The sequence below is a fragment of the Flavobacterium sp. genome (assembly GCF_004295795.1).
Taxonomy (GTDB): Bacteria; Bacteroidota; Bacteroidia; order Flavobacteriales; family Flavobacteriaceae; genus Flavobacterium.
Window position 1 is genome coordinate 157,669 of sequence record NZ_SEBR01000008.1, and the last position, 16,385, is coordinate 174,053.

At 46.5% G+C, this 16,385-nt stretch carries 13 protein-coding genes; 7 read left to right on the forward strand and 6 right to left on the reverse strand.

The genetic code is table 11. From position 1 onward, the window contains the following. Positions 1-30 precede the first annotated feature (30 nt). Positions 31-1,182, forward strand: coding sequence for a hypothetical protein (locus tag EOO49_RS09135; protein WP_290844883.1), 1,152 nt, complete (start codon positions 31-33; stop codon positions 1,180-1,182). 26 nt (positions 1,183-1,208) lie between these two features. Continuing rightward, a complete protein-coding gene (locus EOO49_RS09140) occupies positions 1,209-2,831 on the forward strand; it encodes an FG-GAP-like repeat-containing protein (protein ID WP_290844886.1) in 1,623 nt (540 codons plus the stop codon). A 392-nt stretch (positions 2,832-3,223) separates the two neighbouring features. On the opposite strand, the gene EOO49_RS09145 is transcribed toward EOO49_RS09140, so the two are convergent. Both EOO49_RS09145 and EOO49_RS09150 read right to left on the reverse strand, forming a co-directional pair. Next, on the reverse strand, positions 3,224-4,189 hold the full coding sequence (locus EOO49_RS09145; RefSeq protein ID WP_290844888.1) for an ion channel: 966 nt from the start codon (positions 4,187-4,189) through the stop codon (positions 3,224-3,226). Further along, positions 4,189-6,240 (reverse strand): CotH kinase family protein, encoded by a 2,052-nt coding sequence (locus tag EOO49_RS09150; protein ID WP_290844890.1) that lies wholly within the window; start codon positions 6,238-6,240, stop codon positions 4,189-4,191. Before EOO49_RS09150 ends, EOO49_RS09145 begins: the two co-directional genes overlap by 1 nt. A gap of 173 nt (positions 6,241-6,413) precedes the next feature. Here EOO49_RS09150 and EOO49_RS09155 point away from each other — a divergent pair, with 173 nt between their 5' ends. After that, positions 6,414-7,895, forward strand: a complete 1,482-nt coding sequence (locus tag EOO49_RS09155) for a T9SS type A sorting domain-containing protein (protein WP_290844892.1) — start codon at positions 6,414-6,416, stop codon at positions 7,893-7,895. A 49-nt stretch (positions 7,896-7,944) separates the two neighbouring features. Here EOO49_RS09155 and EOO49_RS09160 read toward each other — a convergent pair whose 3' ends face one another. The 3 genes from EOO49_RS09160 to EOO49_RS09170 form a co-directional block, all read right to left on the reverse strand. Continuing rightward, entirely contained in the window at positions 7,945-8,394 is a 450-nt protein-coding gene (locus tag EOO49_RS09160; RefSeq protein ID WP_290844894.1) for a DUF2188 domain-containing protein, read from the reverse strand. Positions 8,395-8,616: 222 nt separating this feature from the next. Then, the gene (locus EOO49_RS09165) at positions 8,617-10,581 is read right to left on the reverse strand and encodes a TonB-dependent siderophore receptor (RefSeq protein ID WP_290844895.1); all 1,965 of its coding nucleotides are present in this window, start codon (positions 10,579-10,581) and stop codon (positions 8,617-8,619) included. A 52-nt stretch (positions 10,582-10,633) separates the two neighbouring features. After that, positions 10,634-10,948, reverse strand: a complete 315-nt coding sequence (locus EOO49_RS09170; RefSeq protein ID WP_290844897.1) for a DUF6660 family protein — start codon at positions 10,946-10,948, stop codon at positions 10,634-10,636. Between the two features lie 158 nt (positions 10,949-11,106). Here EOO49_RS09170 and EOO49_RS09175 point away from each other — a divergent pair, with 158 nt between their 5' ends. From EOO49_RS09175 to EOO49_RS09190, 4 genes are all read left to right on the forward strand, one after another. Further along, positions 11,107-11,457 carry a nuclear transport factor 2 family protein gene (locus tag EOO49_RS09175; RefSeq protein ID WP_290844899.1) on the forward strand — a complete coding sequence of 117 codons (351 nt, stop codon included), beginning with the start codon at positions 11,107-11,109 and terminating at the stop codon, positions 11,455-11,457. 18 nt (positions 11,458-11,475) lie between these two features. Then, a complete protein-coding gene (locus EOO49_RS09180) occupies positions 11,476-11,958 on the forward strand; it encodes a hypothetical protein (protein ID WP_290844901.1) in 483 nt (160 codons plus the stop codon). A gap of 55 nt (positions 11,959-12,013) precedes the next feature. Next, on the forward strand, positions 12,014-12,700 hold the full coding sequence (locus EOO49_RS09185) for a DUF4919 domain-containing protein (RefSeq protein WP_290844903.1): 687 nt from the start codon (positions 12,014-12,016) through the stop codon (positions 12,698-12,700). A gap of 90 nt (positions 12,701-12,790) precedes the next feature. Further along, positions 12,791-13,213 carry an SRPBCC family protein gene (locus EOO49_RS09190; protein ID WP_290844905.1) on the forward strand — a complete coding sequence of 141 codons (423 nt, stop codon included), beginning with the start codon at positions 12,791-12,793 and terminating at the stop codon, positions 13,211-13,213. 790 nt (positions 13,214-14,003) lie between these two features. On the opposite strand, the gene EOO49_RS09195 is transcribed toward EOO49_RS09190, so the two are convergent. Continuing rightward, a complete protein-coding gene (locus tag EOO49_RS09195) occupies positions 14,004-15,842 on the reverse strand; it encodes a hypothetical protein (protein WP_290844907.1) in 1,839 nt (612 codons plus the stop codon). Positions 15,843-16,385 lie beyond the last annotated feature (543 nt).

The following is a 16,385-nucleotide window of genomic DNA, read 5'->3' on the forward strand; positions in this document are numbered from 1 at the left end:
TTTATATTTTTGGAGCTTTCCCAAAATTCCATGAAAAAAAATTACTTACTGCTTTGTTTTATTGCCATTGTATCAGCCGCAGGCGTTTTTGTTTCTTGTAACCGAGACGAGGATGAAGACGAATATTTGCCGGTTTCGCCCGTCGTTCTTGACATTACGCAAGTTCCTTATGCCAAACTCTCGGACTACCACTTTTTTGACGAAGGCGAACTCAAGGAACTCAAGCCGTCTTATAAAGTACTTCCTTATAAGCCTGCAAGCGAACTTTTTACAGATTACGCTCACAAAAAACGTTTTGTCTGGATGCCAAATGGCGTGAAAGCGACGTTCAACGGAAACGACAATACGCTCGAATTTCCCGTCGGAGCGGTTCTGGTCAAAAATTTCTACTACGACGACGTACTTCCTAACCACGAAACCAAAATCATCGAGACTCGCATCATGATCAAAAAGCGTGAAGCCGTCCAAGATCCGCAAGGAAATACGACAGATTCCGGTTGGGAACCATACGTTTACATCTGGAACGACGAACAAACCGAAGCTTTCCTGGACACCGAACTTCAAGGCAGTTTCATCCCGTTGAGTTTCATGCACAACGGACAACAAAAAGATGCTTACTACAAGATTCCAGCCGATACCGAATGCCGCACTTGCCACAAACTCAATCCTAACGGCGTGCTTAACGGCGAGGTCGTGGTGCCAATCGGAACAAAGCCACAAAACCTGAATTACACTTATAACTACGGAACTTCCCAGCGCAACCAACTCGAAAAATGGGTTGCCGAAGGTTATCTCGATGCCAACATTCCGGCCTCGATCGTTTCTACCGTAGATTACAACGACACCAGCAAATCACTCGAAATGAGAGCGCGCTCTTATATCGACATCAATTGTGCGCATTGTCACCGCGCCGGTGGACATTGTGCTTACGTAGACGTGCGTTTCAATTTCAGCAACACCGATCCTCAAGTGGGAGGAATCTGTATGACGCCGCTTTTCAACGTAGAAAATCTTCCCTACATCATGAGTGCCGGAGACGCCGCGAATTCTGAATTGATCTACAGGATCAATTCTACCGACGGATCTGTGATGATGCCTTACATCGGGCGATCCATCGTTCACGAAGAAGGCGTCCAACTCATGTCAGATTGGATCAATTCCATGCAAAACCATTGCGAATAACTATAAACTACTAAAAAAACCGTAAAATGAAAAAACTTTACTTTTTTATGGCGATATGCTCACTGCCCGCGGCTGCTCAGGTTCCGAGCTTCACGCAACAAGCTTTGGGCTCGAGCGTTGCCTACAATCCGTGTACGGTCGACATGGATGGCGATCACCTCGACGACATCGTCGCCATTGCAAATGGTCAGCTAAAGGTTTGGAAACAACTTCCTGCCGGCGGCTTCAACCTCGTTTCTTATCCCGTTACCGGACTTGGAGTCGGAAACGCCACTCCAGATTGGAGTATCGCCGCGGGTGACATCGACGGAAATGGCTTCACCGACCTTGTGCTAGGAAACGGAAGCCGTGTGTCTTTGCTCAAAGCCAACGCGACCGGAACGACTTTCGCCTTGTCGACTTATCCGCAAAACATCTTTACGCAACGCACGAATTTCGTCGACATCAACAACGATGGCGACCTCGATTTGTGGGCTTGCCACGACGTTGCCCAAAGCCACGCCTATCGCAACGACGGAAACGGAAACCTCAATTTTGACATTTCGCTTATGCCGACTTTGGCCGTTGGAGGAAACTACGCCTCGATCTGGACCGATTACAACAACGACGGCTTTGTAGACATGTACCTTGCCAAATGCCGCAGTTCGGCGCCGGCTGGAGATCCGCAGCGCATCAACTTGTTGTACAAAAACAACGGAAACGGAACTTTCACCGAAGTCGGAGCCGCAGCTGGCGTCAACGACGGAGCGCAATCTTGGTCAACAGCTGTCGAGGATTTCGACAACGACGGTGATTTCGACATGATCGTTTCCAATATTTCCGATCAAAACCGCTACTACAGAAACAACGGCGACGGAACATTCACTGACATTTACGCAACTTCCGGAATCGCTGCGCAAGTAGGTTCGTGGGAACTTCAGGCTGCCGATTTCAACAACGACGGCTGGGTCGATTTCCTTTGGGAAAACGGGAAAGAATTGTATCTGAACGACGGTGACGGCACTTTTACGGGCTACGATCTTCCGTTCGGACAAGGCGGAATCGCCGATTTGAACAACGACGGTTTCCTCGACGTACAATCTGGATCGAACATCTGGATGAACAACGGAAACGCCAACAAATGGGTTAAAGTCACGCTTCAAGGCGTAGCGAGCAACCGCAACGGAATTGGAGCACGCGTCGAGATCGTTGGCGCTTGGGGCAAACAAAGCCGCGAAATCCGCAGCGGACAAGGTTTCTCGAACATGAGCACGATGAACGCACACTTCGGTATCGGAGCGGCGACGTCGATTCCCGTGGTTCGCGTGATCTGGCCTTCGGGAACGATTGACGAATTGTACAATGTTTCGACCAACTCTACCCAATTCGTTTTGGAAGGCTCGCATCCGGCTTTGGCTGTGAACGATCCGTCGGCTTCGAAATTCACGGTTTCCCCGAATCCTGCCAAAGACGTGATCAACGTGACCTTCGGAAACACTTCGACCCAATTGAAATCGGCTCAGGTTTTCGACATGACGGGAAGAAAAGTTTTGGACGCCGACGCATCGGTAAACCAAGTATCGGTCAAATCATTGACAAACGGTTCTTACGTATTGTTGTTGACAGACGTAAACGGAAAAACGTACTCCCAAAAATTCATCAAGGGATAATTTCCTTTCACCAAATAAAAAATCCCGTTTTGATTCGATTCAAGACGGGATTTTTTTTGGGATTATCCGATTTGCAGATTTGCGGATTTTTGGAATTTCGGACGGACAGACGACGAACGAAATCCGGTCAGTTATAAAAACCGACTGCACTTAATGTCCTTAATGGTTCAAAATTGCAAAGTCCAGTAAACAATTTCAGAAGCGCCTAACTCCAGAGTCACGAAAATTCCATCGGTCAAAGACAAAATCCAATCGGCATTCTCAAAAAAAACCAGCACCGTTTTCGGAATCTAAAGTCTTCCAAAACCGGCTCCACTTAATGAACTTAATGCTCTTAATGCTCTTAATGCTCTTAATGGTTAAAAAATTAAAGGTAGAAACATCCGAAACAATCAATAAGGAAGTTCGGCTTTGCGGAAAGAATCCAACCTATCCAAATGTAAAATAGTCCGCGTATTGGATTCATTCTCAGAATACATAATATCGAACTTGGCGCCATAAACGATTTCGTCGAACATATAAGAAGTCCTCGTGGCGACGGTCGCGCTGAACATGTCGTCGAACGCTTTGGCGTAAACGATCACTTCGCCTTCGAGGTTTGCAAAATCCTGTTCGGAAAAGTCGTGAAACGGACTGTTTTCGTCAATGGCGTGAACGACTGTCCAACTCAAGGCCAAAGCCGTGATGCGATCCAACTCAAGTTCGAGCCTGAAGAATTTGTTGACCATCTCGCCCTCTTCCTCGACAATCATTCCAAGCGTGGCACGCACTTCGGCTTCAAAAAGATTCGTATTCTTGAACGGCGACAGGCGAAACATCAAAGCCTTTCCATTTTTGTAAGGAGCGATCAAGGCGTTCTGCGAAAATCGGATGAACGCTTTCGGCTTGCTGAATCGGCCGTAAAACAAACCTGTAGCAATCGCGAAACTGAGCAGTCCGCACAAAGCTTCGGTCGCGGCCAATGCGCTTGTCAAAACGCCGTTCGGGCTTATGTGGCCGTATCCGACAGTCGTAAAAGTCTGGGCCGAAAAGAAATACGCCTTCCCGAATTTCACCATTTCCGAACCGGTTTGCCCGATTCCGTCTAGATATTCAACGCCGATAGCGTAATAAAGACAGGCGAAAACGAAATTGATTCCGGTGTAAAAAACGCAAAGCACGACCAGGAATTTCCAAGTCGGAAGATTCAGCATCGTATGGAACCAACTGATGCGGTCGAGATAACTTCCTCCGCGACGGGAAACGTTCGAAGAACCGTCTTTGTTGATGAAACGTCCGCCATAATTCTCCGGATTCGTTCCAAAGCCAGAGGAATCGGTAGTCGTCGCCTTCGAATTGACTTTCCTGAAAAGTGCCATTATTGCTTGACTATCGTTAGTGTTTTCGTGGCTTTCGCCGATGAGATCCTGACCAGGTAAACGCCTTGGTTCAAGCTTGAAGCGTCGATCTGGACGTTGTCTGACGCGGCCGGAACTTGTTTTACGGATCGTCCCAAAGCATCGAAAATCTCGACATTGTCAATAGTAGCCGAACCCGAAACAGTGAACGTATTTTTAACCGGATTCGGATACAGCACGAGCGAAGTCGCGGCCAAATCCTGCGTTCCCAAACTGCTCGAAGACGCTATCCAACTCGAAGCCAAAGCGTTGTCGAGCGACGTGTTTGTCAGTTGCAGATACGATCCGTTTCCGTCGGCGTTTGGCCATGGCGCGTCGTCGTCGTATTCCACAAGATCGATCACATTTCCCCAAGCGTCGGATAGCACAAGCTTTTGCGTGCTGTTCGACAGATTGCGCGTGAATTGCCCGAAAGCAGCGATTCCATATCTATTTTGGAAAGTAGCCGAATTACTCGCGATGTACGCGCTTTGTCCGGCTGAAAGCGTGGCGTTGTTCGCAAATTGGTACGAAATCCCAAGTTGGCTAAAGTAAATTCCGGTCAGGTCGACAGTCGTCGTTCCGGCGTTTTTGATCTCGATGAATTCCTGGTCGTTGCTCACGGGAAATTGTCCCGAAGTTCCGGGATTATAGTTGATTTTGTTGATGACAAGATTCGGAACGGCCACATTGCTGCAAGCCGTATACGATCCCAAATTCGTCGTCATCCAGTTGATTCTGTTGAGCAGCCACGATTTCATGGCCGTAACTTTCAGATTCCAGTTTCCGATCGAGTTCCAGCGTTGGGCTTCTCGAACTTCGGCCTCCGAAATCAACGCCACGGTATTGTCGATCAGAGTGACGATATTTTGGTGGCGCAAAGGTTGTCCGGCCTGCGTCAAATCGTGGAAACGCTTGGCGAGATAACACTTGAAAGTGGCATTGCTGAACATATCTTTCCAGTATTTCGAACCTGTGTTGTCGCCGTTGTCGAATTGCCAAACATTGAACTGGCTTCTTCCGGGCGAAACCAGATCGTTTCCGTACGTGAGGTTGTAATCCCAAATTGGGCCGGCCCGCAATTTTCCGTTTCGGTCTTTGTGGAAATAAGTGCTGAATTGATAAGAATCGACGTTCGAGGCAAGTTCGCTGCCGATCATAAAATCGACAAATGTCGGAATATCTATTTTCGACGGAAATCCTGTGGCAATACTCACATTGTTCGCCGAAGCCATCGTCTGCAAAGTCGTGAATTCGCCCATGATGTAAGAATTTTGGGCGGTCGTCACGTTTTCGGGTTTGGGCAGATCGTGGATGTAATCGACGCCTCCGTTGTAAGACGCCATCGACCAAGCCACCGGATCGTCTCCGGTCGTTTTGTCGGCTTTGGTGATATAACCGCCTGTCAGATTCGCTCCCGAATTGTCGGCATCGGTGATCTTGACGATATTCACGCGATTCGAATCGGCCTTTATTTTCTCCTGAAGCAGATAAATCCCGCGATAATTGCCGTTCACGACGACTTCGCAGTATTCGGTTCTGGGCGCATAATTGCCCATCGAACGCGCCAGATTGTAAGAAATGTAGTCACGCATCAACGTCGCATCGAATGCAAAACTGTTCAAAACCCAATCGTTTTCGCTCGGCATTCCAAGCAGACTCACATTGTTGTTCGAGACGTTATCGGGCAAAAGCGTCGTCAGTCCGTAAGGTTTTTTCTCTAGGCTTTGCGAAGTCGATCCGCGAATTTCAATGCTGATTCTTCCGTTGTAATTGAGGTAAGCCGCCGTGTTTTGATCTGATATGTAATTGCGCGAGCCGTCGGGATGTCTGATGACTTTCATCGTGGCCAAAACGCGCGGATCATCGGGGATTTCGAAAGGTTGTCCGGTGTTCGGATCGACATCTGTCGCGATGATCACGATTGGCAGATTACTGTCCGTGAACGTCTGCGCAAGGCCTTTCCACATCGGACAAATCGCCAAAAACAGCAATAAAACCGACACTTTGAATTTGGGGTAAAGCTGGCTCATTTTTAGGAATTTAGATTCGGCAAATGTAGTCAGAAAGTCACGGAATTCGTTAGGCTGAAAATAAAGTAAATGCATCGCGACCAATTTGAAAATCGGCAACCTGTGTTAATAACAAAATAGTGCGAGAACTTGCACACCGATACCAAACCCTATTTTTGAAAAAACAACTACAAGTGAGGAAATTTTTACTTCTTTTTTTTATTGGCTGGCAAGCTTGTTTTTCCCAAACCTGGAACGCGAGCGAAAATCTTTGTCCGACCTACACAAATGCTTTTTTCTTTGACTTACAGAACGGATTCGTATACGGAGACGGGTATATCAACTCGACGAACGACTCGGGCGTAACGTGGACGAAACAATCCTTTACAAACGCAAGTTCAATCGGCTTACAGGTAGAGAAATTGGACGACAACACGGCCATCGTATTTGGAAAAAATGGAAATTATTGCAGAACCACAGACAAAGGCGCCAGCTGGACTTTATCTACACTTGGTTTTTCGGGCAACGAGGACGTCTATTCAGTAAGTTTTTCAGATGCGCTGAACGGCTTCGTAAGCGGAAAATTGAATCCTCCGAACAATCCATTTTTGGCAAAAACGGTAGACGGCGGATTGACTTGGACAATTGTAAGTCCGAATATTCCGATAGCTTACAGTTTTGGGGTTAAGTATTTGACGCCTAGCGTAGGATTCATGCTGCACGATATTTTTAAAAGAACCACAGATGGAGGTATTTCATGGACAAATGTAACATCTGGAATTTCCGGTACTATCTCCAGAATCGAAATTGCCGAAAATGGTACGTTATGCGCATATGGATCGGAAAAAATTTACAGGTCATCCGATAATGGAATCACGTGGACGCTACTATCCGATCTTACCCCTTCAAACAACATCTACCTCAATTCCGAGAGATTCGCTATCCGTTCCAATCATTTGCTTACTACTGCGATAACAAACACAAACCAACGGATTTTCGTTGATTACGACCTTACCACCGGTGCAATGGAAATTACTCCGAACACACTTGATGGTTATCTTGGAGTATACAACACAGATACGGAGAATGCAATTGCGGTCAAGTACAGCATCTCGTTTTCCGGGCTTGAAATCCTTAGAAGCAGTAATGGTGGAAGCACCTGGCAGATTATCCGATCGTCATTCACAGGATCAGGCTCGCACAACCTATTGACCTTCGAAGCGAATCCGAACAATCTTGTCTTTGGGGCAGTCGACGGAAACCTCACCAAATTCAGCGTGGTTGCCAGCGATTCGAATGGAACGTCTTGGCAAACCAAACTTTCTGTTCCCGCATATAATGGAAAATTGTTGAGAGCGCATGACAACTACATCGCTGCAATCATCCAGGAATTATCGGCCTTTTCATTTTCTTACAAAGAATCGTTCGACGCTGGAAACACTTGGAATTCTTACACTGTAAACGACATCAACTTCACGTCACCAATGCATTCAGATTTGTCAGATTTGCTGACAAAGGTGAGAATCTATGACATTAATGCCCATCTGATTTACCAAACGTCAATTACCGCTTCCAACAATCAAATTTCCGGGCTTTCATCAGTGAGTAGAGGTACTTACTTTCTCGTAGTTGGTGAAAGCGGCAACCAAAAAATCTCCAAAATTATCAAAAAATAGAGCGCAACCCGGAATTTCCAAGTGCGCCACAAACTTTTGCAAACTCCAGTCAAGTCGCCGAAGCCCGTCTTCCTGTATTGTTCGGATTGTACGAAATTCGCTGCTGCACTTTTCCCGTCTTGAGTTGGATCGTGAGCGACGCATTGGCATTTTTGGCTTCCTGACGCGCTTTTTTGACGGCTTCAGATTTGGAATCGAACTTCGCTTCTACCGTTTTGTGGCCTTCGACTTTGATCGCCCAATGGTTTTCGTACGGAATCACATAGCGATCCTGTCCGTGCCGCTTGACGTCGGTGGTTTTGGATTTCTCTCGGTTTTCGGTCTTTTTGCCGCGGTTGGCCGCCCAATCTTTGGCGCGACTGATTCCCGTGGCGATCGCGATGCCGTCCTGCATACTTTTTTCACCCAACATGGCGTTGGCGATCTCGATGGCTTTGTTGCGAACTGCCGCCGGCAAATTCTTCATCGAGTCCGGATAATTCGTTTTGTCCCAAGGCATGATTTCCAGATTTTTGAGATTTGCCGAAAGTTACTTCAACACAATATTTAGCGCGTTACAGCCTTTTTATCGACGCTTGTACTTTTCACGAAAAAGCCCCGGCAAAAACCGAGGCTTGATTATCATGATAGTTCCGATTTGGAATTTGTCCCGATAGCTATCGGGATGGAATTTGGAATTTGGAATTTGGAATTTGGGATTTGAGATTTGAGATTTTACGACCTACAACTTGTACTTAATCCCGCCGCTAAAGACAAATCCCTCGGTATGGTTCCAGATATCGTCGAAAGTCGGATTCGTTCTTGGGCCGTTCACGACGCCTTTGTACTTGCTTTGGCGCTCGTCCGTAAAGTTTTCGAGGTTGACGTAAATCGAGAATTTTCCGAAATATTTCTCGGCCGAAAACCCGAATTCCCAATACGATGGCGTGGCGAATCCGTCGTACAGATATTGTTTGTCGGTGTAATAACCTTCCAATCCGAACTTGAAATTCTCGTGTCTTTCATACAACAATACCAGATTCACCCGATTTTTTGCCGTCAGCGGAAGCGTTTGATTGCCCGATAAATAACCGGCCTTCGCATCGGTAAATGTGTAACCCGCGAACAATTTGTAATCGTCCCTGAAAATAAATTTCACATTCGTCTCGAAACCTTTCGAATCGACGTTCTCGTCTGAACTCACAAAAAACAGGTCGCCCGCATTTTCCTGCAAAACCAATGGATTGCTGAGTTTCGTGTAGAAAAACATCTGGTTCAGGCTTACCGACAGATCGCCGAAACGCTTTTTGTAATTCACGTCGAAAGTCCCGCCGACCGACCGTTCGGTTTTCACGTCGACCAACGGCAACACATTCCTGTATTGCTCGCTTTCGGTCTGTTCGGTGAAAACGGTTGGGATTTTGTAGCCCAGACCGCCGCCGAGACGCATCGAAAGATCGGGCGTCGTTTTGTAAAGAGCCGAAATCCGCGGCAGTGCAAACGTTCTGTTTTCGTTGAAATTCACGTTCTTGAACTGTACGTTGTCCAGGCGAAATCCGCCTTCGAGGATGACTTTTGACGAAACGTCCCAAGTGTCCTGCACGTAAATTCCGGTCGTGAACGATCTGTTTCCAAGGTCGACAGCCGAATAATTCTCCTTTTGCCAAAACTTGTCGTAAACCAGATTCAGTCCGCCAATGATCGAATGTTTCTCGCGTTTCAACGCATAACTCGCATCGGTAAACGCATTGGTATTCAATCCCGAAAACACAAAATTCGGAACCAGGATCTCGCGGTCGAAAAGACTCAAACTCTGCTTGAGCTTGAAACTGTTTCCTGTGGCAGATTTTTGCTCGTACTCGAAAGTCGTGATGTTCCGGATCGTGTTGTTCTTTTCGTAATAGACGCGATTTTCATCGGAGTGTCCGTCGATCACGCTCATGTCGCCTCCAAAATTGCGTCCCATCGTAAAACTGTTGCCCAGCATGAAATAGGAGTTTTTGTTCGGATAATAGAAAAGACGCGGGTTGACGGTGAAATTTCGCGACTCGGGCAATTCCGAAAATCCGTCATTATCGACATCGTATTCGTTTTGCAGATTGACCAATCCGAGGAAAGTGTACCCGAATTTTTCGCCTTTTTTGGACGCGTATCCGCCAAAATTGGTCTGCCCGACATGCGATTGGTTGATCAGGAAGTTGTACTCGCCTTTTTCGGACGGATTTTTGGACACGAAATTCACGACGCCCGCAATTGCGCCGCCTCCGTACAAAGTCGAAGCCGGACCTTTTATGACCTCGACCTGTTTGAGATCGAGAGGCGGAATCTCGAGAATGCTGAGTCCGTTTGCGAAATTGCCAAAATTCGGGTAACCGTCTTTCAACAATTGCGAATAGCGGCCGTCGAGTCCTTGAATCCTGATGCTCGAATTGGCCGAAGTCGCCGAAGTTTGCTGCACTTGGATTCCCGTCGATTCGTGCAAGACCATCGACACGTTGGCCGGTCGCATGTTGGCTTTTTCCTCGAGTTCTTCGGCATCGATCGTCTCGACGCGCGTAGGTGTATTTTTTATGGTTCGGCTGGTGCGCGTCGAGGTGATCGTGATTTCCTCGAGTTCTTCGGTTTTGGTGGAATCCTGAACCGGTTCCTGCGCCCAAGCCACGCAAATTTGCAGCGATAATGCGATCGCCGCCAGATATTTTTTCATGGTGGAATTTTATAAGTTAAGAATCATATTTCCTGTAGAGGACAAAGAAATCTCAGCTTATTTTGGGCGGTTGCCAGATGGCACGCGAAATCGCGTTGGGAAAAACGAAAGCGTAAAAAGAAGGTTTCTGTTTGGTGATTGCATCCGATCGATTTTGGGTCGGAAGTACCACTGGCGCGATCTGGACGATTTGTACGCCGCAACACGCGCAGGTGCAAAACGGCGGACATTGCTCTTTGTCCGATCCGTGATTTTTGTGGTCGGTGACTTTTTCGGCATTCGATTCGCTGCATTCTACGCTGTCGTGACAAGGCATCACGGCCAGGCACGAAATGTAGAAAGCAAAAAGTGCTACCAAAAATCTCATGGCGTAAAAGTAACGGTTTTTGTCGATTTGAAGGAAGTGTTCATAAGATTCCGCTTTCGGCAACTTTCAGCATCTGCCAAAAAAGTACATTTAATGTTTCGGACAAATTTCCAATTCCGAAAATCTGAAAATCTGAAAATCTTCAAAGCAATCAAAAAATGTCTGCAAAAGAATCCCTGATCCAAAAAGCTTACGAAAATTTCAACGCGAGAAACATCCCGCAAATCCTGGAAACCATGACACCCGACGTGCATTGGCCAAAGGCGTTCGAAGGCGATTTCGTCACCGGAAAAGAGCAGGTGAGCCAATATTGGACGCGTCAATGGAGCGAGATAAACCCAATAGTGATCCCGACAAAAATCACCGAAAATCCCGACGGTTCGTTTCTCGTCGAAATCCATCAGACGGTAAAAGATCTCAGAGGCGAAATCCTGTTCGACGGCACGGTTTTCCACACCTATTTTTTTGAGAACGGCCTGATCCAAAAGATGGAAATCAGCGCGAACTAATCTAGGAAAGACAAGTAAATGAAACCGATTATCGGCAGTATCGTCTCGTTTTGTGTTTGTTTTATCACACTTCCTTTGGCGATTTTTCCGGTTATCCAAGCCAACGCAGTAAGTTCTCGTGGCATTTATCGCTTCGTCAAAACGGTTGTGGTAAACCAAAGTTCGCCCACAAAATGCGAAGCTGAAATCATTTGGACCTGCGCCATCGATTTGGCAATTGCACTTTTGGTAACTGGACTCACTTTCTATTTTCTGCTGAGGAAAAACACGCGTTTGGAAAAAATCGAAACGTCGCTTCTTTTGGTTTTGATGTGTTTCCTGTTCTATCATCTACAAACGCCGTTCTTTATTTTCGAGGTCGGAACCAACTACAATTGCGTTTCTGATGGACAAACGGGAATGGCCGTACTGTCGAGTTCGCCAAAAGTGAGTTTCGCGATCGCGTTCGTCGGAATTTTTTACGATGTATTGAAATCGCGAATGCAAAAGCGAATCGGCTAAAATAAAATTCGTTTTTTATTACCTTTAGCCAAGTTGCAAACAGCATTTACAGCCCATGAGAAATTTATTCTTTGCCCTTTTCGGATTCGTTTCTTTCCTGGTTTCGGCACAGGTGAAATCGGAAAAACCCAATTACGACAAAATCGAGAAAGCGATCGCCGACAAAACTTCGGAGTTCTATTACCCAACAATGTTCGGACGGTTCAAGAAAGGCGACACGACACTTACGATCCAGCAAAAACGACACCTTTACTACGGCTTCCAGTTTCAGCCGAATTACAATCCTTATGGCGTTCCCAAAGAAATGGAAGAATTGCGCCCGCTGCTGAAAAACCGCGAAATGAGCGACGCCGATGCGTTGAAAGTCTCGACACTTGTCCAAAAAATACTTGCCAAAAATCCGTTCGACATAAAAATGATGAACGTTTTGCTGTATGCGACAGAAAAAACCAAGGAAACGGCCGTTTTTAACGCCACGCTCAACCAGATGGCGATGGTCATAGATGCGCTCGGAAGTTCGGGAGACGGCAAGACCAAACAGACCGCTTTTTACGTGATCTCGGTCTCGGACGAATACCAACTCCTGGCAGTCCTCAAATTGCAACCCGCCGGAAAACAAAGTCTTGTCGAGCATTACGACTATCTCGAAGTGGCCGCAAATCCTGACAATATCAAAGGCTTGTATTTTGACGTCACGGCCAGCATGGGCGCGATGGTAAAATCTGTGAAAGACAAAAAGTAGTCGCAATCGAGCCCGCGATTTGTCGTTTTTGCGCCTTATGCAATCTGGACTTCGAAACTAACTTTGTGTGACAATCCAAAACAACGAATCATGGAAACTTCAAACCACGCCATCACGATCAAAACCACTGTAAACGCGCCAATCGCCAAAGTCTGGAACTTTTGGAGCGAACCCGACCACGTCAGGAACTGGAACAATGCCTCTCCCGATTGGCACACGCCAAAAGCCGAAAACGACCTGCGCGAAGGCGGCAAATTCAGCTTCACGATGGCCGCGAAAGACGGTTCGTTCAGTTTCGATTTCGGTGGCGAATACACCCAAGTCGTCGCGCACAAAACGATTGCCTACGTGTTGGAAGACGCGCGAAAAGTGACTGTCGTTTTTGAAGAAAAAGGCGATTCGGTCGAAATTACTGAGACTTTCGATCCCGAAAACCAGAATGACCCTGAATTTCAGCGGCAGGGATGGCAGGCGATTCTTGATAATTTTAAAAAATATATTGAAGGTAATTGATTTTTTTTTTTGAGCTTTTTCCGGGTAACTGGCACTAGCTTTTTTAAAAAAACCAGTTTTTCTAGAGGTTGCAACGAGCTTCCTTCGGTCGCTGTTGCAACCTAAGAAAAAGTTGGTTTTTTCTGCAAAAGGCTAGTTGCCGTTATCCGGGCTAATTCTTTTAGCCACAAAATCCTTTTCTCCACAATTTTCTGTGAAACCGGATCTTTCTTACTCTCGAGCCGCAAAGAACGAGCTTCGCTCGTTTGGTGATTTTCGCCGGCTGCGCCGTCGCTTGCTTTGATTTTCTTTCGTCGCCTATCCGGCGGGGAGTTCTTTTGTCTGGCAACAAAAGAACCAAAAATGCCTTGCGGCTGAACCAAAAACGCGACCTGACATCCCCAAAAATTCGGAAATGAAAAAAACTCGCCGGAAACTGCTTTTTCGCCGGAAACTCTTTTCTGGCTCAAACAGTTTTTCATTTCAGCGAATTTTCGTGACGTCAGGTGCCCGCGTTTTGTGCTTAGGCCGCGACTAAGCGGAAAGTGTCTATTGACATTTTCCTCCGCTGTCGCTTTGGAAAAATGTGTCTCCGAAACACCTTGCTTGTTCAATAGCCGGAATCGTTTCCATAACGTCGTCGCCGGAAACTTTCGGTGTTAAAGCCTGTGCACCTTACAACTTTTTTTGTTGAGATTAGTGGGCGATGAAGCTTGGGAGTTCGCTGTTTGAAAAGCCGTGAGATACAACGTGTGGCAAAACCGACTGCCATGCTCTGGCTTCGGCTCCGCAGGTCTGACCCAAATTCAGATTATTCGACGTCATAGTCCCAAAACTCTTCCCATCTAACCACCGCAAAACCCTGATCGGTAATTGTTGCGACCGCCGAATCGAGATTGTAGCCCGGTGCGAATCCGTACGTGGATTCGACAAAGAAATCGTCGGTTTCGAGGTTTGTCGTTGTTTTGAAAATGCGCGAAAAATTAGGTGTGTCGGCGTGCGCGACATATTCTGTCCATATTGTCTTGAGGATGTTGAATCCGGCGTCAAAATCTTGTTTGTTTATATCTACTTCATCGGGAAATTTCGGACCCTTTTTTTTGAGCGATCTGTCGTAGATGAAGAATGGCGAATCGGAAACGGTTTTGGAAAAGTTGTAGACCGACATTCCGTACCTTTCAAAGAATTCCGACAGGTAAAAAACCAATATTGCCGGTCTATCGTCGTCTTGCGCGGGCTGCAATTGCCATTCGCCCTCGTCGCCGATTCTGTAGTGCGCTCTTCTACTAAATTTCAGCGTGTTTTCGGGAAGTGCAAAATCGGTGTCGCCCCAAGCTGTTCGCGGTACCGATGGCAAGAACCAGAAGAATTCCGAAAAACCCGAAACGGTCGATTGGAAAACGTCGAAATAAACCGGGCTACTGTTGTTCATGCCCAGATAGAAGATAAATCCTTTAAGAAAATCGTCGTTCTTCACTTTAAAACGCGTTTTCTCGAACATGAGTTTTTCGACCTCGTGATGGGCGAGCATCTGGAGAATTTTCCCGAACCAACCTTCCTCGTAAACATGGGCTTCGTCGAGGATTCCATTCTTGACTTTTTCGGCAGCTTCCAGATAGATCGCTTTCGCCTCGTTTTTGTTTTCGGCCGATTCCATCTGATCTTTGAATTCTTTTATGTCGAAATAATTCTGCACCAGACTTCCTATGAAAGTCACTATCGTTTGGCATTCCTGCTCGTCGAGTCTGGAAAGCGAAATGACTTCGTCGGTAAAATGCCGATCGCCAAACAACTCGACTTCCTTGCGCGTCAATGCTGCTTCCGCGAAACTATCGATTCCCGCATTTTCCGAAACTCTGGCTTTTATGAACTGGCCGTATCGCTTTTCGGCTTTCGCCCGGAACTCAGAATTGGCTTGCAAGGCTTCAAGTGCTTTTCCGACTTTTGCCTCACTGTGAGATTCGAGAAATTCATAAATGTTCTCGAGTTTGGATGCATCGAGCGCAAGGTCTTCGTTGACCTCATATAATTCGGTAAGCCCCGGAATCGCGGGTGATGTCCTGATGATAGCTTCGTCGGGAGAAACCATGGCGTAAACGAACTTGAGTTTTTCGTCGAGCGCGTGGAAAGCGGCTCTGGCAAAATCAGAGATCGGCGCGCCTGTATATTCCTTGACTTCGCCGTTCCCGTAATAGATTTTCTGCCTTCCTATTACGTCTGGTTTTCCGGTTTTCTTATCCGGAGCGACGTCGGCAAAAATCTCCTTGCGCGTGCCGGGATCGACGATTCCCATCAAATAAAATTTCGTGAGATAAACCAATTCTTCCAGCGTGGCGATCCTGTACGTAAATCCGTTTTCCTTCGACAGCGAAAAAATCACGAAACGCCCCGGTTGTTGGGCAACGGTAATCTCGAACTCGATATCGTTTATGCGCTTGTTTATCTCGTTATTGCGGGTTTCCCGGTCGCTTTTGAGCACTTCTGGGATTGCTTCACGATCCGGTTTTCCGTCGACGATAGCAAAGTAAGATTGGCCGCTTGTACCGCGACCGGTGTAGGACTTTATGTTGTAGGAAAGGTATTCGACACCGGTTGGAAGCGTGTCTTTTATCGTTTCAAAAATGTCGTTCAGTTCTTTTTGGAAATCCATTATCTTTTTGTTTTTGGTCGCACAATTTAGCTATTTGGGATCGTAATGCTTACTCGCTTCGCTTTCAAAAATACTTATTCGTTTTTTGGTTTTTGGGTTGGATGTTTATTCGGTTGCTTTTTGGATAATTGCGTTGGGGAAGATTGTATAATCGTTAGGTTTGGTTTTTTTGTTTTTGAGCTTTTTCCGGCTAACTGGCACTAGCTTTCTTTAAAAAACCGGTTTTTCTGGGTTTAAAACGAGCTTCCTGCGGTCGCTGTTTTAAACTTAGAAAAATTTGGTTTTTTCTGCGAAAGGCTAGTTGCCGTCATCCGGGCTAGGATTGTTGTAAGACGATCTTTTTCTTTTTGATTTTTCCTTTTGTGTTTTTGGAAATTATCTCACTGGCGAAACCTAAATAAATGAGCTACGCTCATTTTGCTTCTTTTCGGCAGCTGCGCTGCCGCAGGCTTTGATTTTCTTTCGTCGCCTGCCAGCGGGGCTTACTTTTACTTCATTGATTTTTATTGTTTTTTAAAGGATTCAGTGAACCTCGTTCCTCGG

Bases quoted from the DNA above. Each gene is read 5' to 3' on its own strand.
- EOO49_RS09135 (WP_290844883.1), top strand. From the start codon at position 31: ATGAAAAAAAATTACTTACTGCTTTGTTTTATTGCCATTGTATCAGCC.
- EOO49_RS09140 (WP_290844886.1), top strand. From the start codon at position 1,209: ATGAAAAAACTTTACTTTTTTATGGCGATATGCTCACTGCCCGCGGCT.
- EOO49_RS09145 (WP_290844888.1), bottom strand. From the start codon at position 4,189: ATGGCACTTTTCAGGAAAGTCAATTCGAAGGCGACGACTACCGATTCC.
- EOO49_RS09150 (WP_290844890.1), bottom strand. From the start codon at position 6,240: ATGAGCCAGCTTTACCCCAAATTCAAAGTGTCGGTTTTATTGCTGTTT.
- EOO49_RS09160 (WP_290844894.1), bottom strand. From the start codon at position 8,394: ATGCCTTGGGACAAAACGAATTATCCGGACTCGATGAAGAATTTGCCG.
- EOO49_RS09165 (WP_290844895.1), bottom strand. From the start codon at position 10,581: ATGAAAAAATATCTGGCGGCGATCGCATTATCGCTGCAAATTTGCGTG.
- EOO49_RS09170 (WP_290844897.1), bottom strand. From the start codon at position 10,948: ATGAGATTTTTGGTAGCACTTTTTGCTTTCTACATTTCGTGCCTGGCC.
- EOO49_RS09175 (WP_290844899.1), top strand. From the start codon at position 11,107: ATGTCTGCAAAAGAATCCCTGATCCAAAAAGCTTACGAAAATTTCAAC.
- EOO49_RS09180 (WP_290844901.1), top strand. From the start codon at position 11,476: ATGAAACCGATTATCGGCAGTATCGTCTCGTTTTGTGTTTGTTTTATC.
- EOO49_RS09185 (WP_290844903.1), top strand. From the start codon at position 12,014: ATGAGAAATTTATTCTTTGCCCTTTTCGGATTCGTTTCTTTCCTGGTT.
- EOO49_RS09190 (WP_290844905.1), top strand. From the start codon at position 12,791: ATGGAAACTTCAAACCACGCCATCACGATCAAAACCACTGTAAACGCG.
- EOO49_RS09195 (WP_290844907.1), bottom strand. From the start codon at position 15,842: ATGGATTTCCAAAAAGAACTGAACGACATTTTTGAAACGATAAAAGAC.